This window comes from Micromonospora sp. MP36 (genome assembly GCF_008119785.1).
In the GTDB taxonomy this organism is placed as follows: Bacteria; Actinomycetota; Actinomycetes; order Mycobacteriales; family Micromonosporaceae; genus Micromonospora.
On the sequence record NZ_VSFA01000104.1, the window covers coordinates 1 to 23,637 of the forward strand.

At 73.0% G+C, this 23,637-nt stretch carries 25 protein-coding genes; 9 read left to right on the forward strand and 16 right to left on the reverse strand.

Annotated features, from left to right (window positions below):
* The first annotated feature begins 66 nt into the window (after positions 1–66).
* Positions 67–426, forward strand: a complete 360-nt coding sequence (locus FXF52_RS34530; RefSeq protein ID WP_148803577.1) for a hypothetical protein — start codon at positions 67–69, stop codon at positions 424–426.
* Between the two features lie 21 nt (positions 427–447).
* On the opposite strand, the gene FXF52_RS34535 is transcribed toward FXF52_RS34530, so the two are convergent.
* Genes FXF52_RS34535 through FXF52_RS34545 form a run of 3 tightly spaced genes read right to left on the reverse strand, consistent with a single transcriptional unit; the run spans position 448 to position 1,816 of the window.
* The gene (locus FXF52_RS34535; protein ID WP_148803579.1) at positions 448–1,032 is read right to left on the reverse strand and encodes a dihydrofolate reductase family protein; all 585 of its coding nucleotides are present in this window, start codon (positions 1,030–1,032) and stop codon (positions 448–450) included.
* Positions 1,029–1,484: an SRPBCC domain-containing protein gene (locus tag FXF52_RS34540; RefSeq protein ID WP_148803581.1), complete on the reverse strand. Its 456-nt coding sequence runs from the start codon at positions 1,482–1,484 to the stop codon at positions 1,029–1,031. The genes FXF52_RS34535 and FXF52_RS34540 overlap by 4 nt, the downstream gene beginning before the upstream one ends.
* Entirely contained in the window at positions 1,481–1,816 is a 336-nt protein-coding gene (locus FXF52_RS34545) for a helix-turn-helix transcriptional regulator (protein WP_148803582.1), read from the reverse strand. Before FXF52_RS34545 ends, FXF52_RS34540 begins: the two co-directional genes overlap by 4 nt.
* Before the next feature lie 187 nt (positions 1,817–2,003).
* Here FXF52_RS34545 and FXF52_RS34550 point away from each other — a divergent pair, with 187 nt between their 5' ends.
* Positions 2,004–3,929 carry a metallophosphoesterase gene (locus FXF52_RS34550; protein ID WP_148803584.1) on the forward strand — a complete coding sequence of 642 codons (1,926 nt, stop codon included), beginning with the start codon at positions 2,004–2,006 and terminating at the stop codon, positions 3,927–3,929.
* A gap of 127 nt (positions 3,930–4,056) precedes the next feature.
* Positions 4,057–7,329, forward strand: coding sequence for an AAA family ATPase (locus FXF52_RS34555; protein WP_148803587.1), 3,273 nt, complete (start codon positions 4,057–4,059; stop codon positions 7,327–7,329).
* Between the two features lie 72 nt (positions 7,330–7,401).
* On the opposite strand, the gene FXF52_RS34560 is transcribed toward FXF52_RS34555, so the two are convergent.
* Complete coding sequence (locus tag FXF52_RS34560) at positions 7,402–8,286, reverse strand: NAD(P)-dependent oxidoreductase (RefSeq protein WP_148803589.1); 885 nt, start codon at positions 8,284–8,286, stop codon at positions 7,402–7,404.
* Positions 8,287–8,339: 53 nt separating this feature from the next.
* Here FXF52_RS34560 and FXF52_RS34565 point away from each other — a divergent pair, with 53 nt between their 5' ends.
* Positions 8,340–8,690: a helix-turn-helix domain-containing protein gene (locus FXF52_RS34565; protein WP_148803591.1), complete on the forward strand. Its 351-nt coding sequence runs from the start codon at positions 8,340–8,342 to the stop codon at positions 8,688–8,690.
* 171 nt (positions 8,691–8,861) lie between these two features.
* Here the strand turns inward: FXF52_RS34565 and FXF52_RS34570 are convergent, their stop codons facing one another.
* From FXF52_RS34570 to FXF52_RS34580, 3 genes are read right to left on the reverse strand one after another with little or no spacing between them, the layout of a single operon-like run.
* The gene (locus FXF52_RS34570) at positions 8,862–9,716 is read right to left on the reverse strand and encodes an ABC transporter permease (protein ID WP_148803593.1); all 855 of its coding nucleotides are present in this window, start codon (positions 9,714–9,716) and stop codon (positions 8,862–8,864) included.
* Positions 9,713–10,726, reverse strand: coding sequence for an ATP-binding cassette domain-containing protein (locus FXF52_RS34575; RefSeq protein ID WP_148803595.1), 1,014 nt, complete (start codon positions 10,724–10,726; stop codon positions 9,713–9,715). The genes FXF52_RS34570 and FXF52_RS34575 overlap by 4 nt, the downstream gene beginning before the upstream one ends.
* A gap of 21 nt (positions 10,727–10,747) precedes the next feature.
* Positions 10,748–11,302, reverse strand: a complete 555-nt coding sequence (locus FXF52_RS34580; RefSeq protein WP_148803597.1) for an NADPH-dependent FMN reductase — start codon at positions 11,300–11,302, stop codon at positions 10,748–10,750.
* A 146-nt stretch (positions 11,303–11,448) separates the two neighbouring features.
* On the opposite strand from FXF52_RS34580, the gene FXF52_RS34585 reads away from it, so the two are divergent.
* Complete coding sequence (locus tag FXF52_RS34585) at positions 11,449–11,961, forward strand: GNAT family N-acetyltransferase (protein WP_148803599.1); 513 nt, start codon at positions 11,449–11,451, stop codon at positions 11,959–11,961.
* Between the two features lie 69 nt (positions 11,962–12,030).
* Here the strand turns inward: FXF52_RS34585 and FXF52_RS42070 are convergent, their stop codons facing one another.
* Positions 12,031–12,198 (reverse strand): hypothetical protein, encoded by a 168-nt coding sequence (locus FXF52_RS42070; protein ID WP_187413897.1) that lies wholly within the window; start codon positions 12,196–12,198, stop codon positions 12,031–12,033.
* Between the two features lie 10 nt (positions 12,199–12,208).
* Entirely contained in the window at positions 12,209–13,285 is a 1,077-nt protein-coding gene (locus FXF52_RS34590; protein ID WP_148803600.1) for a glycosyltransferase family 2 protein, read from the reverse strand.
* A 458-nt stretch (positions 13,286–13,743) separates the two neighbouring features.
* Here FXF52_RS34590 and FXF52_RS34595 point away from each other — a divergent pair, with 458 nt between their 5' ends.
* Entirely contained in the window at positions 13,744–15,258 is a 1,515-nt protein-coding gene (locus FXF52_RS34595; protein ID WP_148803603.1) for a hypothetical protein, read from the forward strand.
* A 46-nt stretch (positions 15,259–15,304) separates the two neighbouring features.
* Here the strand turns inward: FXF52_RS34595 and FXF52_RS34600 are convergent, their stop codons facing one another.
* Together FXF52_RS34600 and FXF52_RS34605 are read right to left on the reverse strand one after the other, a co-directional pair.
* On the reverse strand, positions 15,305–16,288 hold the full coding sequence (locus FXF52_RS34600; RefSeq protein ID WP_148803605.1) for an aldo/keto reductase: 984 nt from the start codon (positions 16,286–16,288) through the stop codon (positions 15,305–15,307).
* A gap of 98 nt (positions 16,289–16,386) precedes the next feature.
* Positions 16,387–17,136 carry an SDR family oxidoreductase gene (locus tag FXF52_RS34605; RefSeq protein ID WP_148803607.1) on the reverse strand — a complete coding sequence of 250 codons (750 nt, stop codon included), beginning with the start codon at positions 17,134–17,136 and terminating at the stop codon, positions 16,387–16,389.
* On the opposite strand from FXF52_RS34605, the gene FXF52_RS34610 reads away from it, so the two are divergent.
* Positions 17,135–18,100, forward strand: coding sequence for a helix-turn-helix transcriptional regulator (locus FXF52_RS34610; protein ID WP_187413898.1), 966 nt, complete (start codon positions 17,135–17,137; stop codon positions 18,098–18,100). The genes FXF52_RS34605 and FXF52_RS34610 overlap by 2 nt on opposite strands.
* On the opposite strand, the gene FXF52_RS34615 is transcribed toward FXF52_RS34610, so the two are convergent.
* Together FXF52_RS34615 and FXF52_RS34620 are read right to left on the reverse strand one after the other, a co-directional pair.
* Positions 18,085–18,939 (reverse strand): aldo/keto reductase, encoded by an 855-nt coding sequence (locus FXF52_RS34615; protein WP_148803609.1) that lies wholly within the window; start codon positions 18,937–18,939, stop codon positions 18,085–18,087. The two genes, FXF52_RS34610 and FXF52_RS34615, sit on opposite strands and share 16 nt — an antisense overlap.
* A gap of 61 nt (positions 18,940–19,000) precedes the next feature.
* Complete coding sequence (locus FXF52_RS34620; RefSeq protein WP_148803611.1) at positions 19,001–20,002, reverse strand: LysR family transcriptional regulator; 1,002 nt, start codon at positions 20,000–20,002, stop codon at positions 19,001–19,003.
* 48 nt (positions 20,003–20,050) lie between these two features.
* Here FXF52_RS34620 and FXF52_RS34625 point away from each other — a divergent pair, with 48 nt between their 5' ends.
* Positions 20,051–20,929: a serine hydrolase gene (locus tag FXF52_RS34625; protein ID WP_148803613.1), complete on the forward strand. Its 879-nt coding sequence runs from the start codon at positions 20,051–20,053 to the stop codon at positions 20,927–20,929.
* 151 nt (positions 20,930–21,080) lie between these two features.
* Positions 21,081–22,070, forward strand: coding sequence for an MBL fold metallo-hydrolase (locus FXF52_RS34630; RefSeq protein ID WP_148803615.1), 990 nt, complete (start codon positions 21,081–21,083; stop codon positions 22,068–22,070).
* A 36-nt stretch (positions 22,071–22,106) separates the two neighbouring features.
* On the opposite strand, the gene FXF52_RS34635 is transcribed toward FXF52_RS34630, so the two are convergent.
* The 3 genes from FXF52_RS34635 to FXF52_RS34645 form a co-directional block, all read right to left on the reverse strand.
* Positions 22,107–22,658, reverse strand: coding sequence for a DUF1697 domain-containing protein (locus FXF52_RS34635; RefSeq protein ID WP_148803617.1), 552 nt, complete (start codon positions 22,656–22,658; stop codon positions 22,107–22,109).
* Positions 22,659–22,778: 120 nt separating this feature from the next.
* Positions 22,779–23,234, reverse strand: a complete 456-nt coding sequence (locus tag FXF52_RS34640) for a Rho termination factor N-terminal domain-containing protein (RefSeq protein ID WP_148803619.1) — start codon at positions 23,232–23,234, stop codon at positions 22,779–22,781.
* Entirely contained in the window at positions 23,231–23,536 is a 306-nt protein-coding gene (locus FXF52_RS34645; protein WP_148803621.1) for a hypothetical protein, read from the reverse strand. The genes FXF52_RS34640 and FXF52_RS34645 overlap by 4 nt, the downstream gene beginning before the upstream one ends.
* Positions 23,537–23,637: the final 101 nt, after the last annotated feature.

The window sequence follows — 23,637 nt, forward strand, 5'->3', positions numbered from 1 at the left end:
GTCACCATCGCCATCATCAACCAGTGGCTCCGAGCCTTATGAAACACGGGCTAGCAGGGTGATGGGATGAACGACCTCTGGGACCTGCCTTACCCCACGATCGTGGCGGTGGGCCTGGTCATGGCGATTCTGCTGCGTCGACGGCTGGGTACGGCGGCCGGCGCAGCGATCACCGGCTTCGTGATTCTCGCCGTCGGCTACGGTGCGGGGCTGTGGTGGGGGTACCTCCTGGAGGAGTGGTCCCGCACCGGAGGGCGGGAGCAGTTCGGGGATGGGCTTCCCGACATCACCGATTACCCGCCGGGGCTGGTCGCGGCCGCTCTGGGGCTGACCCTGGCCAGTGCGGCTGGCATGGCGCTGCTGGTCCTCTCGGTCGTGCGAGGTCGAAGCGGCCAGCCGCCCAGAGATGAGGTTTCCGCGGACTGATCCTCGCTTGGCCGTCCTGGCTCACGCCCGGACGTAGCTGAGTAGCAGTGCGCCGGTGCTGGTCGGCTCGGCGTCGGCCAGGCGGAACGACGCCAGCCGGCCGTCCTGCGGCCAGATGCGCTTGCCGCCGCCGAGCAGCACGGGGTCGACCATCAGCCGCAGCTCGTCGACCAGGTCGTGCGCGATCAGCGTCTGCGCCAGCCGCGCGCTGCCAATCACGTGCAGCTCGCCGTCGCCGGACTCCCTGAGCCCGGCCACCGCCTTGATCGCCTCGCCGGTCAGCAGCGACGAGTGCGCCCAGGTCAGCGGCGGGGCCAGGGTCGACGAGACGACGAACTTCGGCTTGCTGTTCAGCGGGTCGGCGACCACCCGCTCCGGCCCGGTGACGTGCGGCCAGTGCGCGGCGAACCGCTCGTAGGTCGACCGTCCGAACAGGAACGCCGATGCGGCGTTCAGGTTGTCGACCACCCACTGCCGGGAGGTGTCGTCAAACCAACGTAGGTGCCAGCCGCCGTGCGCGAAGCCGCCGCTGGGGTCCTCGTCGGGCGCGCCGGGCGCCTGCACCACGCCGTCCAGGCTCATCCACTCGACCACCACGAGCTTCATGCCGCCACCTCCGTGAGCTTGTCCAGCGCCGATTCCCAGCCGGCCGCGACGTTCGCGGCCACCTGCGGCAGCGCCGCCGCTAGCTCCGCCAACCGCTCGTGTACGAGGGTGGGCGCGGTCCGGCCGTCCGGCTTGCCGTCGAGGGTGACGGTGAGCAGGGAGTCGAAGTGCGGCGCGTCGGTGCGCTGCGGACCGACGAAGCCCCACCGCCAGACGATGCGCCGGTCCTGCTCCAGCTCGACCAGTTCGCAGTCGAAGCCGCCGGCGTCGGTGCCGGCGTCGGTGTGCCAGATCCGGTACCGGCCGCCGACCCTCGGCTCGACCTCGGCGCGGACCACCTCCAGCCCGCCGGGCGTCATCCAGCGGCGTAGCAGGTCGGGGTCGAGCCAGGCCCGGTAGACCTTGTCGGGTGGGGCGGAGATGTCGCGGTGCAGCCGTACGACGGTGCTCATTCTTCGGTCCCTTCCTCGGCGAACAGCGCTTCCAGAGCGTCGAGGCGCTCGGTCCAGTGGCGCTGGTAGAAGTTCAGCCAGGCGGAGGCGGTGGCGAGCGGGGTTGGCTCCAGCCGGCAGACGTGCCGCCGGCCAGTGACTGTCCGTTTCACCAGGCCGGCGCGTTCCAGCACCTGGATGTGCTTGGAGGCGGCGGCCAGGGACATGGCCAGCGGTTCGGCCAGCTCGCCGACCGTCAGCTCCCGCTCGGCGAGCCGGCGCAGCATGGTGCGGCGCGCGCCGTGCGCGAGGGCGTGGAACACCTCGTCCATCCCCACCGGATCCTCAACCATGTGGTTGACGATAGTGCTCCGCCGGGCAATGTTCAACTGATTGGTTGAGATTCTGTTCGGCATCCAGGTCGTCCGCCGGTGTTGCCGCCGAGTTCACCTCCAAGATCGCCACGATTCCTAGCCTGACCAGGCCCCGGGGCTGTGCCCGTACGCGCGCGGCCTGCCGGATCGAAGCTTGGAGGGACACATGATCCTGCGACGCCCCCACGGCCGGGCGTTGACGGCCTTCGCCATCACCGGACTGCTCCTCGGCGCGGCGGGCGGACCGGTGTACGCAGCGGGCACGACGCCCGCGACCTCCGTCCACGACGGCGACGTCATCCGTGGCGTCACCACCGTCTACGCCACTGGTTCGCCGCTGCCCACGTTGGACCTGGACGGCGGTCCGCTCAGCGCGGCCGGGGTGTCGAGCCTGCCCGCCACCCTGCGCTTCGAGGGGGAGGGCATCCAGAGCGGATCCCAGCGCCTGCTGAACTCGGTCTGGATCAACGGCAAGCTGGTGACCCTGATCAACAAGGACTACCTGGGCTACGCCACGGCGGAGATCCCGATCCCGGCCGGCTACCTGACCGCCGGAACCAACACCCTCACCATCCGCGCCGGCAGCTCGATCTCGCCCACCGATCTCACCGCGAACCACGACGACTTCACCGTCCGCAACGTGCGGATCACCACCCTTGACGGTACGGACATCGCCGATCCCGCGATCCCGCCGACCCGGACCGTCTCGCTCGGCGACGGCTACCCCGGCGGCAACGCGACCGAAGCCCAGGTGACCGCCAACTTCGCGATCACCCTCGACGAGTCCCGGGCGCACGGCGTCGCCGCGGCCGTGGACACCCGCCCGCTGCCCGACGGCCCCCACACCCTCACCGCGACCTCGGCCGGCACCGCCACCGTCGTCCGGTTCCTGACCGACAACACCGGGCCCGTCGTCACCGCCACCACTCCCGCCGACGGCGCCACCGTCACCGGGGACCGCATCGAGGTCACCGTGTCGGCGGCCGACAGCGTCTCCGCGGTCGCCTCGGTGACGGCCAAGCTGGACGGCCGCACCATCCCCGTCCCCAACTCCTTCCCGACCGGCAACATCCCGGCCGGCGAGCACACCCTCACCGTCACTGCCACGGACGCGGCCGGCAACGCCAGCACCCGGAACGTCACCTTCCGGACCCCGGCGCCGACCATCGCGCCCGGCGCCTACGACCGCGGCCAGATCCGGCCCGACCGCGCCATGGCCGGTCCGGACGTGGCGCGCATCGTGGCCGCGGGCGACATCGCCTGCGCGGCGACCAGCCGCACCACCCCCACGACCTGCCAGCAGGCCGCCGTCGCCGACACGGTGCAGTCGCTGAACCCCGACGCCGTGCTCACCCTCGCCGACAACCAGTACGACGTCGGCACGCTGCCCGCGTTCCTCGCCTCCTATGACAAGTCGTGGGGCGCGGTGAAGGACATCACCTACCCGGTCGTCGGCAACCACGAGTACGCGCAGGCCTACTACCCGGGCGCCCGCGCCGACGGCTACTTCGACTACTTCAACGGGGTAGGCGCGCCGGACGGGCGGGCCGGCGACCGGGAGAAGGGCTACTACTCGTACGACGTCGGCCGCTGGCACGTGGTGGCGCTCAACAGTGAGTGCGGCGTGGTGTCCTGCGCCCCGGGCTCGGCCCAGTACGCCTGGCTCGAGCAGGACCTCCAGCGGCACCACAACATGTGCACGCTGGCCGTGTGGCACAAGCCGGTGCACACCGGCACCTTCCGCGGCGGCATCTACGGAAACCCCGACAGCAATTCGCTCTACGAGCTTGCCGACCGGTACGGGGTGGACGTGATCCTCAACGGGCACGACCACAGCTACCAGCGGTTCGCGCCGCAGGACGTCGACGGCAACCCCCGGCCCGACGCGCCGCGGGAGTTCATCGTCGGCACCGGCGGTGTCGGCTTCCACGGCACCCCTGACCAGGTCCCCAACCTGGAGGTCGCGCAGGGCGACACGTTCGGGGCGCTGGAGCTGACCCTCAGGCCCACCGGCTACGACTGGCGATTCGTGCCGATCGCCGGCAGCACCGGCGACTTCACCGACTCCGGCTCGGCGTCCTGCCACCGGTAGCCGCCAGGCGCCGTGACCCCGCCGACCGGGATGCCGGTCGGCGGGGTCAGCCGTCAGCGAAGCCTCAGGAAGGTCATCGTCCGGGTGTGGTCCCGGTGTCGGACCGGTCCGCTACCGTCGGAACGTCATGGAGCCGCGGTTGGGCGAGGCGATCATCGGGCGGGAGCACCCCGTCGGGCTGCTGCGCGCCGAAGTCGACCGGGTGGCCGCGAGCCACGGCGGCCTCGTCCTGGTCACCGGCGAGCCCGGCATCGGCAAGACCACGCTGGTGACCGCGGCGGCGGAAGAGGCCCGGCGGCGCGGCGCACTCGTGCTCGGCGCCGCCTGCTGGGACTCCGACAGCGCACCCGGCTACTGGCCGTGGGTGCAGGTGCTGCGCGGCCTGCGTCGCGCTCCAGACGAGTGGACCCTCGCGCGGGACGCCGCCGAGCCCGGGCTCGCGGTGCTGCTCGGCGAGACCGTCAACAACGACGGCGGCACCGACGCCGGGGACGACGGGGAGCGGGAGGAGTTCGCGCTCCACGACGCGGTGACCACCGCCCTGGTCGCGGCCTCCCAGCGCCGGCCGGTGGTGGTCGTCCTGGACGACCTGCACTGGGCCGATCCGGCCTCGATGCGGCTGCTGCAGTTCGCCACCCAGCACACCTGGTTCGAACGGCTGCTGCTGATCGGCACCTACCGCGACGCGGAGGTCGAGTCCGGTGACCACCGGCTGCGACCGCTGCTGATGCCGCTGACCGCGAAGGCCACCACCATCACCCTCACCGGCCTGTCCCGCGACGAGGTGGCCGCGCTGATGGCCCGCACGGCGGGTTGCGAGCCCGACGCCGGCGTCGTCGACGAGGTGCACCGGCGCACCGGCGGCAACCCGTTCTTCGTCGAGCAGACGGCCCGGCTGTGGCGCGCCGACGGCCAGGTCAGCACCATCGCTCCCGGCGTCCGGGAGGCGGTGCGGCGGCGGCTGGCCCAACTGCCCGCCCCGGTGGTCGAGGCGCTCACCGTCGCCGCCGTGCTCGGTCGCCACTTCCACCGCCAGGTCCTCGCCGCCTGCGTACCCACCCCGGCCGCGCAGGTCGACCGGCTCCTGGACCGCGCGGTGACCGCCCGGCTCGTGGTCTCCCGTGGCGGCGGCCGGTTCGCCTTCGCCCACGACCTGGTCCGGGAAACCCTCTACGACGGGCTGCCCGACGACGAGCGGCGCGTCCGGCACGCCACCGTGGTCCGGGCCGTCGACCACTCGGCGGCGCTCGCCGACCGGCTGATCCCCGCCGACCTGGCCCGCCACGCCTGGCTCGCCCGAGCCGACCTCGACCCGGCCCGGGCCGCCGACCTGCTGGTCGCCGCCGCCCGCGACGCCGGTGGCCGGCTCGCCGTGGAGGAGTCCGCGCAGCACTTCCGCCGCGCGCTGGAGGTGGCCAGGGAGCCGACCCAACGGGTCAGGATCATGGTGGAGCTCGCCCAACTCCTGCTCCACCTCGACGGTGACGAGGCCCAACGGCTGCTCGCCGACGCCGCGGCGGTGGCGCTCACCCTCGACGAACCGGTGGTGCTGGCCCGGGTCGCGCTCACCGTCCACCGGCAGCAGACCTTCACCGGCCGCCGGACCGACGCGGAGGAGTTGCTGCGCGAGGCCTACCGGCGGCTCATCGGCGAGCCCGACGGTAGCGTGCCGCTCAGCACCGTCGTCGCCGACCTCATCACCGCCACCGAGACGCTCGCCCGCCGCGGCCAGGACGACGAGGCGCTCACCTTCAGCCTGTGGGCCCGCCACGACACCACCTGGGGGCTCGGCACCGCCGCCGACCGGGCCGCGCTGACCGCCGAGATCCGCGACGTCGCCCGCCGCAGCGGCGACCGGGAGACCGAGCTGTGGGCGACCTCGCTGCGCTGGGTCGCGCTGCTGGAACTCGGCGACCCCCGCTACCACCAGGAGCTCACCGCGTTCGTTGCCGCCGGCCGCGCCGGTGACGTCGCCCGCCACCGGATGGCGGCGGCCATCGACGGCGCCGTCATCTCCGGCTTCCGGGGCGACTTCGCCGAGGCCGACCGGTGCTTCGCCGAGCTGGCCGACTTCGGCGAGTGGGAGCACTCCGACACCGCGTTCCTCAACCACCACCTGCGCTGGGCGCGGCTGCTGCTGCAGGGCCGGTTCGACGAGATCGACACACTGCTCGCCGCGGTGGACCCGACGGACTGGTCCTACCTGGAGCTGGTCCGGGCGATCACCGCCGCCGAGCGCGGCGACGGCGAGACCGCCGCCCGGCTGACCGCCGGCATCGAAGCCGCCGACACGACGTACAACCGGGGGGTGTCCCCGCTGTGGCTGCGCCTGCGCGCGCAGGCCGCCGCCGCGACCCGCGACCCGGGCCGCTGCGTGCAGGCGCGGCAGGCGCTGGCGCCGCACCGGGGCCAGTGGATGGCCGCCCTGTTCGGCTGCGACATCAGCGGCCCGGTCGACCACTGGCTGGCCGTCGTCGACGCGGCGCAGGAGCGCTGGGACGACGCGATCGCCGGGTTCGCGGCGGCCCGCGACGCCGCCGACCGGATGGGCGCGCGACCGTGGTCGCTGATCAGCCGCGCCGGGCTGGTGGAGGCGCTGACGGGCCGCGGTCGCGCGGGCGACGCGGAGGCCGCCGCCGAGCTGCGCGCCGCCGTGACGGCCGAAGCGCGGGCGCTGGGCATGGCCCAGGTGCTGCACCGGCTGGGTGTCCCGGCTGCCCACGGCACCGATCGCGGCGGCGACCCGGCCGAGTTGGCGGACGCGACGGTCGGCACCCGTGGCGGTTCGACCGCACCGCCCCGGCCGGGCAACCCGTTCGCCGGGGCTGCCGCCGCGCCCGCGGCGCCCGTCGCCGCTCACGAGTTCCGCCGCGACGGGGCGGTGTGGCGGCTCGCCTACGCCGGCAGCGTGGTGCACCTGCCGGACGCCAAGGGCCTGCACGACCTGCGCCTGCTGCTGAGCCGCCCCGGCGTGGACGTACCCGCCGTCGAGCTGCTCGACCCCGCCGCCGGGCCGGAGCTGGTCGCCGCCCGGCGCCTCGGCGCTGACCCGATCCTCGACGACGAGGCCAAGGCCCGCTACCGCCGCCATCTGCAGCGGCTCGACGACGAGATCGACCGGGCCGCCGAACGTGGCGACGAGGCGAAGGCGGCCGCCCTCGACGCCGAGCGCGCGGCGCTGCTGGACGAGCTGCGCGCCGCGGCCGGGCTGGCCGGCCGCAGCCGCCGGCTCGGCGACGAGGCCGAGCGGGCCCGCAAGGCGGTCACCGCCCGGATCCGCGACACCCTGCGCCGGCTCGACGACCGGCACCCGGCGCTCGCCGACCACCTGCGCGCCACCGTCTCCACCGGCAGTTCCTGCCGATACCTGCCGCCAGAGCCCCTGCCCTGGCAGCTGTAGGCGGTGCCACACCGGCTGCCGGGCCGGCCCGGCAGGCTGACTCGAGTGGGACGCAGGTGGTCGCCGGGGCGGTCAGCGGCGCCCCAGGACCTCGGCGACCCGGATGAACCCGTCCGTGCCGTGGCCCAGCCCGATCGTGCGGCGGGCCATGCCCTCCGCCGCCCGCATCACCCCCGCGTCGATGCCGTGGGCCTCGGAGGCGTGGACGATGTGGGCCATCGACGACGCGGCGGAGGTGATCGGGTTGATCTCACCGGAGTAGGTCCCGTTCTCCACGTCCTCGGCGAACTGCTCGAAGAGCGGCGGGATGATCGCCCCAATGCCCTTGGCGAACGGCGCCAACTCGCGTGCGCTGACACCCTCCGCCCGCGCCACCGCCAGCGCGTGCGCGTAGCCGGCCATCGCGGTCCAGAAGATGTCGAGCAGTGCGATGTCGTACGCCGCCGCCCGGCCGATCTCCTCGCCGAGGTGGGTGTGGCTGCCGCCCAGCGCGTCCAGCACCGACCGGTGCTCCTGGTAGAGCCCCTTCGGGCCACTGTGGATGAAGACCCCGGCCGGCGTCCCGATGGTCGTGGCCGGGGTCATGATCGCGCCGTCCAGGTAGCCGATGCCGTGGGCGGCCGCCCAGTCGGCGGTGTCCCGGGCCCGGGCCGGCGTGTCGGCGGTCAAATTCACCACCGTGCGCCCCTTGAGCGCGTCGGTGACCGCCTCCGGCCGGAGGATGGCGTCGCTGGCGTCATAGTTCACCACGCACACCACGGTCAACCCGCTCGCCGCAACCGCCTCCTCCGCCGATCGCGCGTCGGCCGCGCCCCGCTCGACCAGGGCCCGACCCCGGCCCGGCGTCCGGTTCCAGATCGTGGTCGGCACGCCGGCGGCCAGGAAGGCGCCGGCCAGTGCCCGACCCATCGGGCCCAGGCCGAGCACGGTGACAGACTTTTCGGTGTCCGAGGACATGCCTCAACTCCTCATCGACGAAATACCAACAACTAGTGACGAATGGGGCGGAGATGACGCGCAGTCGTGCCCAGGACCCGAACGTGTGCGGAGTGACCGCCGCGATCGCCGTGATCGACGGCAAGTGGAAGACCGTTCTGCTCTGGCTGCTCGAATCCGGCCCACGCCGCCCCGGAGAACTACGCCGGAGCCTGCCCGGCCTCACCGAGAAGGTGCTGACTCAGGCGCTGCGGGAGATGGAGGCCGACGGGCTGGTGCACCGCGAGGTGCACGACGGGCTGCCGTTGAAGACCGAATATTCCCTGACCGCGTTCGGCCGCGACCTCGCCGAGGCGCTGGCACCCCTGTCCGACTGGGGCCACCGCCGCCTGGCGATGCTCACCAACGCCCAACCGGCGTCCTGAACCATCGCCACCCCCGCCTCGCTTCCGACACTGGCGGTCCCCCGACCGCTCAAGACCAGCTTGGCCCCGCCGTCGGCCGCCGCCAAGTACCCACAAAAAGGTGGCTACCCGGCCTCCCCAGACGACGGACGACGGGCGCCCCGGCCGGGGCGCCCGTCGTCAGGAAGGAAATCAGCGGCGGTTGTAGCGGTACATCGTCAGCGTGCCGAAGACCACCACGAACCCGACGCTCCACAACAGCAGCCACAGCGTGTTCGCCGCGTCGGACGAACCGCCCATCGCCGCGCGGACCGAAGCCACCAGGTGGGTGATCGGGTTGACCTTGACGAACGCCTGCAGCCAGCCCGGCATGGTGCTCGGGTTGACGAAGACGTTGCTCAGGAAGGTCAGCGGGAACAGCACCATCATGCTGACCCCCATCACCGACTTCTCGCTGCGCAGCACCAGGCCGAAGAACGTCCAGACCCAGGAGAACGCGAACGAGAAGACCACCAGCAGGCCGATGCCCGCCAGCACGCCGAGCAGCCCACCGCCGGGCCGGAAGCCGAGCGCCAGCCCGACGCCGAGGATGACCACCGCGGCGAGGATGTAGCGCAGCACATCGCCGAAGATCATGCCGACCAGCGCGGCCGGCCGCCAGACCGGCAGGGTCCGGATCCGGTCGAAGACACCCTTCTCGATGTCGTTGTTGAGCCCGACCCCGGTGTACATGGTGATCATCACGACGCTGGTCACCATGATGCCCGGCAGGAAGAACTGCAGGTAGTCGCGCGGGCTGCCGGCGAGGGCACCGCCGAACAGGTACGTGAACATCAGCACCATGATGATCGGGAACGCGGTCACGTCGAACAGCTGCTCCGGCACGTGCTTGATCTTCAACAGCGCCCGCCAGCCGAAGGTGAGCGACGCCGACAGCGCACCCGGCCGTGGCGGACGGGCACCCGGCGCGAGGACCGTCGCCAACGCCTCGGCCGACGGCACGTAGACGGACGGGGCCCGCCCGGTCGTGGTCGCGGTGTCACTCATCGGGCCGCCTCCAGCTGGTCGTCCCGCTCGTCGGCCGCGACGGCGGGGTGGTCGGTGAGGGCCAGGAACACCTCGTCCAGGCTCGGCTGGCCGAGGGAGAAGTCGTCGACGACGATGCCGGCGCGGGCCAGCTCCCCGAGCGCCCGAGCCGCCTGCTCGCCGGCCTCGAGGTCGCTGCCCTCCTCACCGACCCGGGCCGTCAACGCGACCGGATCCGCCTCGAGTTGCACCGGCACGCCCAGCGCCACCTGGAGCACCTTCTCCGCCTCCGGCCGCTGGCCCGCATCCCGCAGCCGCACGTGCACGGTGCCGGAGCCGACCGACGACTTCAGCTCGCCCGGGGTGCCCTCGGCGATTACCTTGCCGTGGTCGATCACCGCGATGCGGCCGGCGAGCTGGTCGGCCTCGTCCAGGTACTGCGTGGTCAGCAGCACGGTCGTGCCGTGGGCCACCACCGCCCGGACGATCTCCCACACCTGGTTGCGGCTGCGCGGGTCCAGCCCCGTCGTCGGCTCGTCGAGGAAGAGCAGGTCCGGGGTGTTGAGGATGCTCGCCGCGATGTCGATCCGCCGCCGCATCCCGCCCGAGTACTTCTTCACCTGCCGGCCCGCCGCCTCGGTCAGGCCGAACGCGGCCAGCAGGCTCTCCGCCCGTGCCCGGGCGGCCGGTTTGCCCAGCCCGAGCAGGCGGCCCAGCAGCACCAGGTTCTCCATCCCGGTCAGGTCCTCGTCCAGCGAGGCGTACTGGCCGGTCAGGCTGACCCGGGCGCGTACCGCGTCGGCCGCGGTTACCACGTCGTGGCCGAAGACCCGTGCCCGCCCGCCGTCGGGGCGCAGCAGCGTCGCCAGCACCCGCACCGCCGTGGTCTTGCCGGCCCCGTTCGGGCCGAGCAGCCCGTAGACGGTGCCGGCCGGGACCTGGAGGTCCAGGCCGTCGAGGGCGCGGGTCGCGCCGAACGATCGGACCAGCCCGTCGGCCTCGACGGCCAGACCGGTGTTCCGGTTACTCATGATCACTACCTTCCTTCGATTTCAGGAGACGTACGGGCGCGCCGCCCGGCCCTCCCGTAGCGCCAGCCCCCACCAGCAGAGCTCGTCGAGGAGCACCCGGGCGTCCTGGCGCAGTTGGTCCGTGAGTTGCGGCGTCGGCTCGCCACCGAGCAGGTCGACGCCGACGAAGTCGCGCACCGTCACGGCGTGCAGGGCGGTGAAGACCGTCCGGAGCTGGTCGACCGCGTGCAGGCCGACCGAACGGCAGCCGTACGACACGAAGCCGACCGGCTTGGCCTGCCACTCGTCGTACGCGTAGTCGATCGCCTGTTTCAACGAGGCCGGGAAGCTGTGGTTGTACTCGGGGGTGACCACGACGAAGGCCTCCGCCCGGCTCACCTGCTCCGCGAACGACCGCATGGTGGCGGTGGGCTCGGTGGGATAGCTGGCGGGGAAGTCGTACGTGGCGAGGTCGACTACGGTCACCGCCAGGTCGTCGCGCTGCCGTGCCTGCTCGACGAACCAGCGACCGATCCGGTCGCCCATCCGCCCCTCGCGGGTGCTGCCGATGATCACGGCGAGCTGTAGCGGCGCCATGCTGCCTCCCCGGCTCCCTCGGTCCTCACCTCCTCAGGCGCGAGACGCCGGCCGGCAGCCGCCAGATCGGATCTGGCGGAGCCGCCGAGGAGGCCCGGAGTGTCGGTGGCGGCTGCTTGACTGAGCGCCGAAGACAAGGGGGCAGCATGGCCGACGTGCGCATCCAGCCGTGGCGCGAGGACGACCTCGACCTGTTGCGGCAGCTCAACTCGCCGGAGGTGCGCCAGCACACCGGCGGGCCGGAGACCGACGAGAAGGTGGTGGGCCGCAACGCCCGCTACGCGCGGATGAGCGGCACCGGTCCCAGTTGCATGTTCACCATCAGGCTGCCGGACGGGACCAAGGCGGGCAGCGTCGGCTACTGGGAACGGACCTGGCGCGGCGAGAAGGTCTGGGAGTTGGGCTGGGCGGTGCTGCCCGCATTCCAGGGCAGGGGGCTGGCGACCGCGGCGGTGCGCGCGACGCTGGACGCGGCCCGCGCCGAGGGGAGCCGGCGGTGGGCGCACGCCTACCCGTCGGTCGGGAACCCGGCGTCGAACGCGGTCTGCCGCAAGGCCGGCTTCACTCTGCTGGGCGAGACCGAATTCGAATACCCGCCGGGGCACCTGATCCGGTCCAACGACTGGCGGATCGACCTGACCGGTCAGCCCGGCGGGTGACGGGTGCGCCCCGGGTGGGGCAATGGCACGGCGCGACGGCTCCGATGCCGCCGCGCCGTGCCGGAGAGGTCAGCGTTCCTGCGGCCGGCGGCGGATGACCGGGGCGAGCCGGACCAGCGCCAGGCCGGCGATGAGCAGGGTCGCTCCGGCGATCACCGACCAGCCGAGGCTGACTCCGGTGACCGGAAGGGTGGCGGTGCAGCCTGCGGCGGCGGCCGCGCATCCACGCGTGTACATCGGATTCCTTTCAGGAGTTGATCCATACGCGGTCGGTCCCGCGCAGGGTCTGGGCCAGCGCCCGCCAGTAGGCGAACGACCGGACCTGCTCGTAGCACCACTCGGGGAGCAGCGCGGCGGCGGTGAGCAGCGCCCACCAGCCCTGCCGGCGGACGGTCAGCACCCGTTCGGCAACGAAGATGCCGGTGATCGGCAGCCAGCGCGGGTCCCAGGGCAGGTAGCCGAGGAGGTACCAGCCGGCCACCAGTGCGAGCAGATAGAGCGGCACCAGCAGCGAGCTGCTGTAGATGCCCAGCTGCCGCAGCCAGTTCCCGGCGTTCCACCAGTGGAAGCCGTACAGCCGCAGCGAGTCGAGCATGCCTCGTTGCCAGCGGACCCGCTGGGTGATCAGCGCCTGCACGGTGGGCATCGAGTCGGTGATCGCGTCGAAGCCGGGTGCCACCCGGGGTCGATAGCCGAGCGAGCGGACCGCGAAGGTCATCTCGATGTCTTCGGTGGCGGGATCGCGATGGTAGAACTCGCCCCGGTAGCCGGGCAGTTCACCGGTGGCCCGGGCGGCGAGGATCTGCCGGACGACCGGCACCCGGAACAGGGTGGCCACCCCGGACAGGACGACCGCCTTGCCGCCCTTGCGCCACACCCAGCGGGAGAACCGGGCGTACTCGTTGCCCTGCAGGATGTCCAGCAGCCGCGGCTGGCGGTCGAGTCGGTAGTCGGCGCAGACCGCGCCGACGCCGCGCCGCTGCAGCGCGCGGACGGCCGCGGCGACCGCGCCCGGGGCGAGGATGCTGTCCGCGTCGGTGACCAGCAACATGTCCCGGTCGTGCAGGTACGGCAGGAGCAGGTTGATCGACCAGTTCAGCGCGCCGGCCTTCTTGTGCGGGTTCGGGCCCGGCATGTCCCACACCTCGGCCCCGGCGGCGCGGGCGATGGCGGCGGTGTCGTCGGAGCAGTTGTTCGGCACCACGATGAGCCGGTCCACCGGCCGGGTCTGCGCGAGCAGCGCCCGAACGGTCGCCGCGATCGTGCCCGCCTCGTTGTACGCGGGCACCACCACCACGACACGGGTACGCCGGTAGGTGCTCATGTCCGCAGTGGGTTCCGTTCCTGTCGCCGGCCGTGATCGTGGCCCACGCAAGTATGGAGCGCCCTGACCTGCGAATCACCGGGCCACCTGAACCGTTTTCGCTGCCTGATGATCCTGTCAGCGAGCCGGGGCGGGCCGGTCCCGGTCCGCGAACCGGTCGTGTCCGGCGCACGGACGGCCGCGCCGAGCCACCGATCGGAGGAGGCTCGGCGGGCGCCGCCCGGCCGGTCCTTGGTCCAACCATGGTCCGGCCGGGGTCGTTATGCGATTTCGTGCGGTAGCTGCGGGACCTTCACGTGCTGCCGGGTCGCCGACAGTGGGTGATCGGCCAGTTGCCCTAGCGTGACCGGCGGCACATGGCGCACGGGGGTGTCTCGTCAACTGCCACGCGGGTCCCTCGTCGCGTCTCGACCGGAGAGGGGTCCCTTTTGTCCATCACACGTCGAAGTCTCGCCACCTTGACCGCCGGGGTGCTCATCGCCGCGCTACCGGCCACCGCCGCGCCCGCGGCGCAACAGCAGGACGTCGGGATCCTCCGGCTCACGGTGACCCAGCCCGACGGCGCCCCCGCCCGGGGCAGCGTCGACGTGGTCGCGGCCGACAGCAGCTATCACGGATACGAGCAGCTGGACGAGTCCGGGCAGCTCAGCATCGAGGTACCGGCCAACGACTTCAAGATCTCGATCAGTCCGGCGTACGGCGACCCCGACATGCCGGACAACACCCTGCGGCAATGGGTGCCCGGCAAGACCACCTACGCCCAGGCCGACACGTACCGGGTGACCGCGGGGGGCACCATGGAGGTCGCCGAGCGGCTGCTCCCGCCGAGCCCGATCACCGTCAAGGCGCGGGACGCGGACACCGGTGCGCCGATCACCAGGGTCTGCGTGTTCGTCGACCCCCGTCGCAGCGGCTGCGGCGAACCCGAGATGACGGTGTCGGGGCTGGTTCCCGGCCCGCAGACGCTGCGGGTGTACACCGAGGACGGGAACTACCTGGCGACCGACGCTTCGGTGACGGTGGTCGAGGGCGGTGCCACCGCCGTGGTCGACCTGACCCCCGCCGCCCATCTGGAGACGACGGTGGTCGACGCCACCACCGGCGCGCCGGTCGCGGGAGCGTGTGCCACCGTCGCGCCGGCCGGCACGGGGGAGCTGCCGGGCATCGGCCCCCTGTCGTGTGCTGACGAGACGGGACGCCTCCGGCTCGATCTCATCGAGGCCGGCTCCTGGAACCTCTTCGTCCGGCCCGCGGACGGCTCGCCGTACGGGGCGCAGTGGGTGGGCAAGACCGGCGGCACCGGCGAGCCTGCCCGGGCCCGTACGGTGAAACTCGCTGCCGGTCAGACCGTCACCGTCCCGCCGGTCCGCCTCGACCGGGCCGGCATCATCACTGGCACCGTGACCAGCGCCGCCACCGGCGCGGCGGTCACCTCTGGAGTGGTCTCCCTCGCCCAGGCCGAAGGCCTCTCCCACCTGCGCTGGGGGACCTCGCTGGACGGCCAGGGCCGTTACCGGCTGGACTGGCTCGGCCCGTACCAGTGGCCGTTGCTGTTCAACACCGATGACCACGCCCGCCAGTGGTCGGGCGGAGTCCCGGTCCGGGGCCAGGCGAAGCTGGTAGCCGTCCGGGCCGGTGCGACCACCGGCTACAGCCCGGCCCTGAAGGCCGGCACGCTGCTGACCGGACGGGTCACCGCCCCGGAGGGGGGCCTGGTCGTCGCCGACCTCACGTTCCACAGCGCCGACACCGGCGAGGTCGTCGGGGAGGTCTGGGACTACGACGGCGAGTACCAGGCGCGGGTGCTCGGCGGGCAGGACATCACCGTCGCCTGGAGGTGGAGCCCGACCTTCGTCCGCTACGCCGGCTGGTATGACGGCGCCAGCGGCACCGGGAGCGCGAAGCGGGTCGCCGTCCCGCGAACCGGCACGGTGGCCCTCGACATCGGGGTGAGCCGGATCCCGGCGAACTGAATGGGCCCTGGTCGGGCACGCGCGCCGGCGCGTGCCCGACCAGGCGTCACCGGGCCGTGTCCAGTGTGGCCCGCTGCTCCGGCGTCAGCTCCAGGTCGACCGCCGCGAGGCTCTCGTCGAGCTGCGCCACCGAGGACGCCCCGACCAGGGCGATCGCCGGGACGTCCCCGCCCATCAGCCAGGCGAGGACCACCTGGTTGACCGTGGCGCCGGTCTCCGCCGCCACCGCCCGCAGCGCGGCCAGCCGGGCCGGCGTGCTCGGCAGGTCGTACTCGACGCCCAGCCGCTCCGGCTTGGCGTACGCGCCCTTGAGCAGCGGCGAGTACGCGACCAGGGCCAGCTGCGGCTCGGCCCGCAGATAGCTGGCCAGATCCGGGCCGACCCAGCCGACGTCGCCGTCCGGGTCCAGCTCGTTGGGCAGGTCGACCCGGGCGGGCAGGTAGCTGCGGTGGTACTGGAGCACCTCGTACCCGGGCAGACCGGCCGCGGCGGCGATGCTCCGGGCCCGCTCCACCCGCCAGGCCCGATGGTTGCTCGCCCCCAGCAGCCCGACGCTGCCCTCGCCGACCAGCTCCGCGAAGCCCTCCACGGTCTCCCGCAACGGCACCGTCCGGTCCTCGATGTGCGCGTAGAGCAGGTCGAGCCGGTCCACGCCGAGCCGCTCGCGGCTGCGCTCGGCCGACTCGCGGATCACCTTCGCCGACAGCCCTTCTGCGTTGCCCACATAGCTGGTACCCGGGGCGAGGGGCCGCGCGCCGAGCTTGGTGGCGATGAACACCTCGCTGCCGACGCCGCGGCTGCGCCGCCAGCGGCCGAGCAACTCCTCACTCTCCCCGCCCTGGCCCCTGTTCTGCCAGAACGCGTAGTTGTCCGAGGTGTCGATGAAGGTGCCGCCGGCCTCGACGTACCGGTCGAGGATGGCGTACGAGGAGGCCTCGTCGGTGGCGGTGCCGAACAGCATCGCGCCGAGGCTGAGCACGCTGACCTCGAGGCGGGTCGCCGGATCGGTGCCGATCGTGCGGTATCTCATGGATCCCTCCCCGTGGGATGAGCGCGGTCGCCGACCACCCTCTCCCTTCGAGCACACTCGAAGTCAACCCCGCGGTACGGCGGCAGCCGGGTAGGCCCTCACCACGGCAGCACGCCGTAGCCGCCGCCGGCGTCCATCTGGAAGCCCCACAGCAGCCCGCTCGGCCCGTCCGCCGGCAGCGTCGCCAGCTGCACGCTCACCTCCGCGCCCTGCTCCGGCGTGCGGAACCCGGAGTGGTGGTTGAGGTCGGTGGCGCAGTAGCCGGGGTTGGCCGCGTTCACCTTGATCGGGGTGTCCCGCAGCTCCTTGGCGTACATCGCGGTGATCATGTTGAGCGCAGCCTTCGACGAGGGGTACGGCACCGACGTCAGCTCGAACAGGGCGCCCTGCGGGTCGGTCATCACCCCGATCGAGCCGACCTCGCTGGAGACGTTCACGATCCGCGCGGCCGGGGCCTTGTGCAGCAGCGGCAGGAAGGCGTTGGTCACCGCGACCACCCCGAACACGTTCGTCTCGTACACCTCGCGCAGCGTGGCCAGCGTGGTCTCGCTGGGCAGCGCCGACCCGTCGGCGCGGATGATGCCGGCGTTGTTGACCAGCACGTCCAGGTGGCCGTACTCCCGCTCGACCAGTTCGGCCGCGGCGGCGACCGACGCCTCGTCGGTGACGTCCAGCGGCACGAACCGGGCGTCCGCGCCCTCGGCGCGCAGCGCGCGTTCCGCCTCGCGGCCCCGCGCGGCGTCCCGCGCGCCGACCAGCACGGTCCACCCGCGCGCGCCGAACTGCCGGGCGGTGGCCAGCCCGATTCCCTTGTTGGCCCCGGTCACCAGGGCGATCGTCGTCGTCATGGCAGCGAGACTGCCGCCGCGACCCGGCGGCCGGGAGAGGCCCGCCGAGGCTGGTACCGGCGGTACCACCCTGGGCGGCCCGGGTTGCGGCACGCTGGAGGGCGTGACGAGCCTGCGCCGCGACGAGCTGGCCGACTTCCTGCGCACCCGCCGCGCCCGGTTGCGCCCCGCCGAGGTCGGTCTCCCCGAGGGGGTACGCCGCCGCACGCCGGGGCTGCGCCGGCAGGAGGTCGCCCAGCTCGCCGGCATGTCGATCGACTACTACATCCGGATGGAACAGGGCCGGGGCCCACACCCGTCCCGGCAGGTGCTCGCCGCGCTGGCCCGGGCGCTGCTGCTCAGCCGGGACGAGCGGGCGTACCTGTTCCGGATCGCCGGGGAGAGCCCGCCGGAACCGACCGGGCCCAGCCGGGAGGTGCCGCCGGGGCTGCGACACCTGCTGGACACGATGACGGAGACGCCGGCCTACCTGGTCGACGCCGCGTACGGGGTGCTGGCCTGGAACCGGCTGGCTACCTGGTTCGTCGGCGAGCTGTCGGCGGTGCCCGCCGACGAACGCAACATGATCCGCTGGATGTTCGGCCGGGAGGTCCCGCAGTCACACTGGAGCGATCCGGAGACGCTGCGCTTCGCCCGGACCACGCTGGCCGATCTGCGGGCCGCCTACGGCCGCTATCCGACCGACCCGGCGATCGCCGGGCTGGTCACCGAGCTGCTCGGGGTGTCGCCGCGGTTCGCCGCACTGTGGGCCGAGCACGAGGTGGGGGAGCGCCGGCCCACCGTCAAACGGGTGGCCCACCCGGAGCTGGGCCCGTTGGAGTTCGAGTGCCGGGTGCTGCACGTGCCGGAGACCGACCAGCGGCTCATCGTCTACGTCCCCGAGCCGGGCTCACCGACCCAGGCGGCCTTCCGCCGGATCGGCGAGCGCGTCCGCTCCGACGGTGCCGGTCAGCCGGGTACGTAGTCGAAGGTGTCCGGGTTCGGCCCCTGCCGGCCCGCCTCGCCCTGGTCCAGGCAGGTGATCCGGTCCATCGTGGCGCCGTCCAGCTCGAAGTCGAAGATCCGGAAGTTCTCCTCGATCCGCTTCGGGGTGGTCGACTTCGGGAAGACCACGTCGCCGCGCTGGATGTGCCAGCGCAGCACCACCTGGGCCGGGGAGCGGCCCATCTCCTCGGCGATGTCGATGATCGTCGGGTCGTCCAGCACCTTGCCCCGGGCGATCGGGGACCACGCCTCGGTGATGATGTTGTGTGCCTGGCCGTACGCGCGCACCTCCTCGTTGCCGAAGTACGGGTGCGCCTCGATCTGGTTCACCGCCGGCATCACCTCCGCCTCGGCGGCCAGCCGCTCCAGGTGCGACACCTGGAAGTTCGACACGCCGATCGACCGCACCCGGCCGTCGCGCCGGAACTCCTCCAGCGTCTTCCAGGTGGAGACGAAGTCCCCGTCATAGCGGGTGGGGAGCGGCCAGTGGATCAGGAACAGGTCGAGGTAGTCGAACTTCAGCTCCTGCAACGTCGACTCGAACGCCCTGAGGGCGTCGTCCGGGCGGTGGAAACCGTTGTTGAGCTTGCTGGTGACGAAGACCTCGCCGCGATCCAGCCCGGAGGCGCGCACCGCCTGCCCGACCTCCGCCTCGTTGCCGTACATCTCGGCGGTGTCGACGTGCCGGTAGCCGATCTCGAGGGCCTTGACGACGGCCTGCGCGGCCTCCTTCGGCGGGATCTGGAAGACCCCGAAGCCGAGCTGCGGGATCGTGTTGCCGTCGTTGAGTGCGATGTTCGGAACGCCGTTCGCGGCCATGAAAGCTCATCTCCCATCGTCCGGGGTGCGTCGTGCCAGCGCGTTGTCGTACCCCATCCGATCAGTTCCGCACCGCGCCGGCGGGGTGATCCGGGACAACCGGATGCTGGCCCGCCTCGAAGAGCACCGGCCACGGGCGGGCGGCGGGCGCGACCGCCGCCGGCCCCGGCGGTGGTTCGGGGACCGCCAGCACCTCGGCCGCGAGCTGCCCGAACATCGGCGCGGCGGGATGCGGTGCCCGGTCCGGCCAGGCCGCCGAGGTGCGCTTCACCAACGGCGCGCCGCTGATCGGCCGCCAGGCGATGCGTGGCTCCCGCCGGGCCACGGCCTCCGGCTCGACGGCCACCGCCCCGCCGGCCAGCACCAGACCGAACAGGAACTCCGGGTTGCGGGCGTGCCGGACCCGATCCGGCGCGAAACCGTGCTGCCGGCACACCGCCAGGAGATGGTCGTGCCAGCCTGGCGCGGTGGCCCGCGGCGCGGTGATCAGGTCCAGCCCGGCCAGCTCGGCCAAGTCGACCCGCCGGGTCCGGGCCAGCGGCGAGGCCCGCGGCAGCAGCACCCCGACCGGTACGTCGACCGCCGGGCCGAACCGCAGCCCGTTCTCCTGCACCGGGTGGTGCAGCAGGCCGACGTCGAGCCGCCCCTCCGCCAGCATGCGCTGCTGCTCGGCGCTGGTCAGCTCGTGCAGGTCGACATCGAGCCCGGGCGCCCGGGCGGCGAGCCCGTCGAGCAGCGCCCGCAGCGTCACCGCCGGGGTTTCCGGCGGTACGCCCGCCCGCAGCACGCCCAGCGCCCCCCGGCGTACCTGGCCCATGAGGTTACGCAGCCGCTGCTCCCCGGCGAGCAGGTCGTCGGCCTCGCCGAGCAGGAGCTGACCGGCGGTGGTGAGCCGCACCTGCCGCTGCGACCGGTCGAACAGGGCGACCCCCAGCTCCCGCTCGAGGCGCTGGATCGACTGGCTCAGCGGCGGCTGCGCCATCCCCAGCACCTCGGCCGCCCGCCCGAAGTGCAGCTCCCGGGCCACCACCACAAAGTGCCGCAGGTGTCGCAGCAGATCCACCCCCGCACCCTACGCCCGCCCCCGGCCGCCGCTGGTTAGCGTGACGAGGTGGCTGTGGGGGAGCGGATCGCGGAAGTCTTCGGCCGGGCCGGCGTCAGCGGGTGCCTGCACGTGACCGTGGTCGACGATCCGGCGCGGGAGGTCGCCGTCCGGGCGGACGAGCAGGTGGTGATCGCCTCAGTCTTCAAGATCCTGCTGGTGCTGGAGTTCGCCCGGCAGGTCGTCGCCGGGCAGCTCGACCCGGTCGAGCGGGTGCTGGTCCGGGCCGAGGACCGGCTCGGCGGCTGGGGGGTGGCCGGCTGCGCCGACGACGTCGAGGTGTCGCTGCGCGACCTCGCCTACTTCGCCATGTCGGTCAGTGACAACACCGCCGCCGACCTGCTGCTGCGCCGCGTCGGTCCGGACGTGCTGCCGATGCTCGCCGCCGAGCTGGACCTGCCGCGTACCCGGATCGTCGGCGGACCCCGGCAACTGGTCGAGACCATGCTCGCCGACGTGGGCGCCCGCACCGAAGCGGAGTTCGCCCGGATCTTCCCGACCCTGCCGCCGGAGCGGGTCCGGGCGATGCGGGTCTTCGACCCCGCGCACACCACGTCCAGCACCGCCCGGGACATCACCCGGCTGCTCCGCCTGATCTGGCGCGACGAGGCCGGCCCGCCGGCCGCGTGCGCGCTGGTCCGGGAACTGATGGGCCGGCAGCTCTTCTGGACCCGGCTCGCCGCCGGTTTCCCGCCCGGCGTGCGGGTGGCCGGGAAGACCGGCACCCTGCCCGGCCTGCACCTGGAGGCCGGCGTCGCCGAGTATCCCGACGGCGGCCGGTACGCCGTGGCCGTCTTCGCCCGCAGCGAACGGCTGAGCACCCGGAGCATCGACGTGGACCTGGCGATGGGCGAGGCGGCCCGGGTGGCCGTCGAGGCGCTGCGCTGAATTCGGCGCCGCCCCGGCCGCGGCGCAGCCCCGCCGAGGTGCGGTGATATGCGGATACATATCGACCGTGCCGCTCATCGATCTTGGACATGGCGATCGCCCCGGTGCTGAGGTGGGCCTACCGATCAACCACCCGCCACGGGGGAGGACCATGCTCGACAACCACTCGTACGACCGCCGCCGGTTCCTGCGCGACGCCGCGGTCAGCGCCGCCGCCGTCTCCACCGCCGGCCTCGGCGCCGGCGCGCTCGCCGCACCGGCCCAGGCCGCCCCGCCGGCCGCCGCGTCCGCCACCGCCGCCCGCCGCTCCCGCGCGGTCAGCTTCCGCTGGTGGGGTACGTCCGGCTGGCGGATCGACATCGGCGACCGGACGATGCTGGTCGACCCGTACCTGAGCCGCTACGACACCGGCCTGTTCACCGGGAGGTTCAAGCAGGACACCCCGTTGGAGGTGAAGACCGAGGTCATCGACCCGCTGGTGGACCGGGCGGAGAACATCTTCGTCACGCACACCCACTGGGACCACTTCAACGATGTGCCGTACATCGCCGGCCGGACCGGTGCCCGGGTCTTCGGCACGCTGACCGCGTACCACCTGGGGCTGGCGTACGGGCTGCCGTCCGGGAAGCTCGCCCCGGTCAAGGGCGGCGAGGTGCTCGACTTCGGCGACTATACGGTCGAGGTGGTCAGCTCCCTGCACAGCCGCAACGCATCATGGTCGATGGCCTTCCCCGGCGTCCGCCTCAGCCCGCCACCGAAGCCGGAGACCATCGCCGACCTGCCGGAGGGAGACACTCTGGCGTACCAGATCCGGATCGCCGGCGGCCCGGCGGTGTTCTTCATGGGGGCGAGCGATCTCAACGAGCGCAACCTGGCCGGGTTGGCCCCCGACGTGGCGATGGTGGCCTCCGCCGCCACCACCTCGACCGCCGACTACGTGCCCCGGTTGATGGCGGCGCTGGACTACCCGAAGGTCGTGGTGCCGGTGCACTGGGACAACTTCGAGACCACGCTGACCAACCCGCCGGCGGTGGCGGAGAGCGACCGCAAGCGCCTCGACGACCTGATCGCCGCGGTGCGCGAGGTGTCGCCGCGCAGCCGCGTGCTGCTGCCCGAGTACCACACCGCGTACCACTTCTGATGAAGGCCGCGGCGGGGCCGGGGAGACCGGCCCCGCTTAGCCGCCGGTCAGGTCGCGTAGAGCCAGCACCGACTTCCAGTTGCGGGTGGTCGCCACCAGGCCCAGCTTCTTCTCCAGGTACGCGTTGGTGAACTTCGTCCGCCCGTACCCGCCGTCCGGGAAGTGCAGGTGCAGCTCCCGGCCGATCACCTCGTACTCGAGGTTCTCGCCGGCCGGCGCGGTCAGGTCCTTGACCTTCGCCGCGGTGGGCTTGGCCGACAGGAAGGCCACCAGCACCCGGGTTGGGTCGTCCTGCCTGCCCGCGTACGGGCTGGCCGCCGCCACCGCCGCCAGGTCGGCGCCGCTGCGGACCAGCACCGGCACGGTCAGCCCCAGCTCGTCGGCGATCGCCCGCTCGATCCCCTGCGCCAGCTTCCCGGTGTCGGTCTCCCGGCTGGTGAAGACCGCGTTGCCGCTCTGCAGATAGGTCTTCACGTCCTCGTGCCCGAGGTCGGCGACCAGCCGGCGCAGGTCCGCCATGGCGATCCGGGTGGTGCCGACGTTGACCCCCCTGAGCAGGGCGGCGTAGCGGGTGCTGCCCTCGGCCATCCCGACCTCCTCGCCTCGACATCGCTCCTGCCCAGCGTAGGCCGACTCACTGTGGCCGGCTTGGCTCAGCAGGGGGTGGCGGACGCACTCCGCCCAGCCGCCGCGCCGCGACGGCGCCGCTCAGCGCTGGCGGATGGCGGTGGAGTTGAGCCGGAAGCCGATGGTGCGCTCGACGATCCGCTCGACCAGCTCGCTCTTGCGCAGCCCGACCACCCCGCGCAGGCCCGCCCGGGCGGCCAGTGCCCGCAAGTCCCGGGCCGTCCAGGACGCCAGATACGCCGTACCGTCGTCCCGCCGGGACATGGCGGTGAGCGCGGCGTGGGCCTGCTCCACGTGCTGGCTGCCCACGCCCGGCACGCCGCCCGGCGCTGCCGGGCGTCCGACGGCTGCCGGTGCGCTGCCCGCATCCCCCAGCGTCGGGGCAACGCCGGGTGCGGGCGGCGCGGGGTCGGCGGCGGTGGTCGGGAGCAGCGCGAGCCGGGCGCGTCCCTCGGCCAGGGCGGCCACGTCGGCGGCGGAGAGACCGCCCAGGAACTCGGCCACCCGGGCCAGCACCGCCCGCGTCGGCTCGGTCACGCGTCCGCTCCGGCCGCCGCGGTCGTGACGGGTGCGCCGCTGGTGACGGGTACGGCGGGCTTCGGCGTCGACTCCGGCTGAAGGTGGGCGAGGAACTCGGTGGTGATCTGCCGCAGCTCCTCGCGGACCGGCGCGGTGATCCGGTCCCGCAGCACCACCGGCACCCCGCGTGGCGTGTTCGCGGCGAACAGGGTCACGTTCTCCCGCAGCGCGGTGGGGAACACCGGCACGCCCAGCGCGCGTACCTGGTCCATGTAGCCCTGGTGCGCGGCGATCGGCTGCTGCGCCATCAACTGGATCATCGTGAACACCACCCCGGCGACGCCCGGGGCCACCTTGTGGTGGCGGCGGATCTTCGCGAACCGGCGGGAGTCTGCGTTTTACCGGGGGGCCCGCCCGCGGG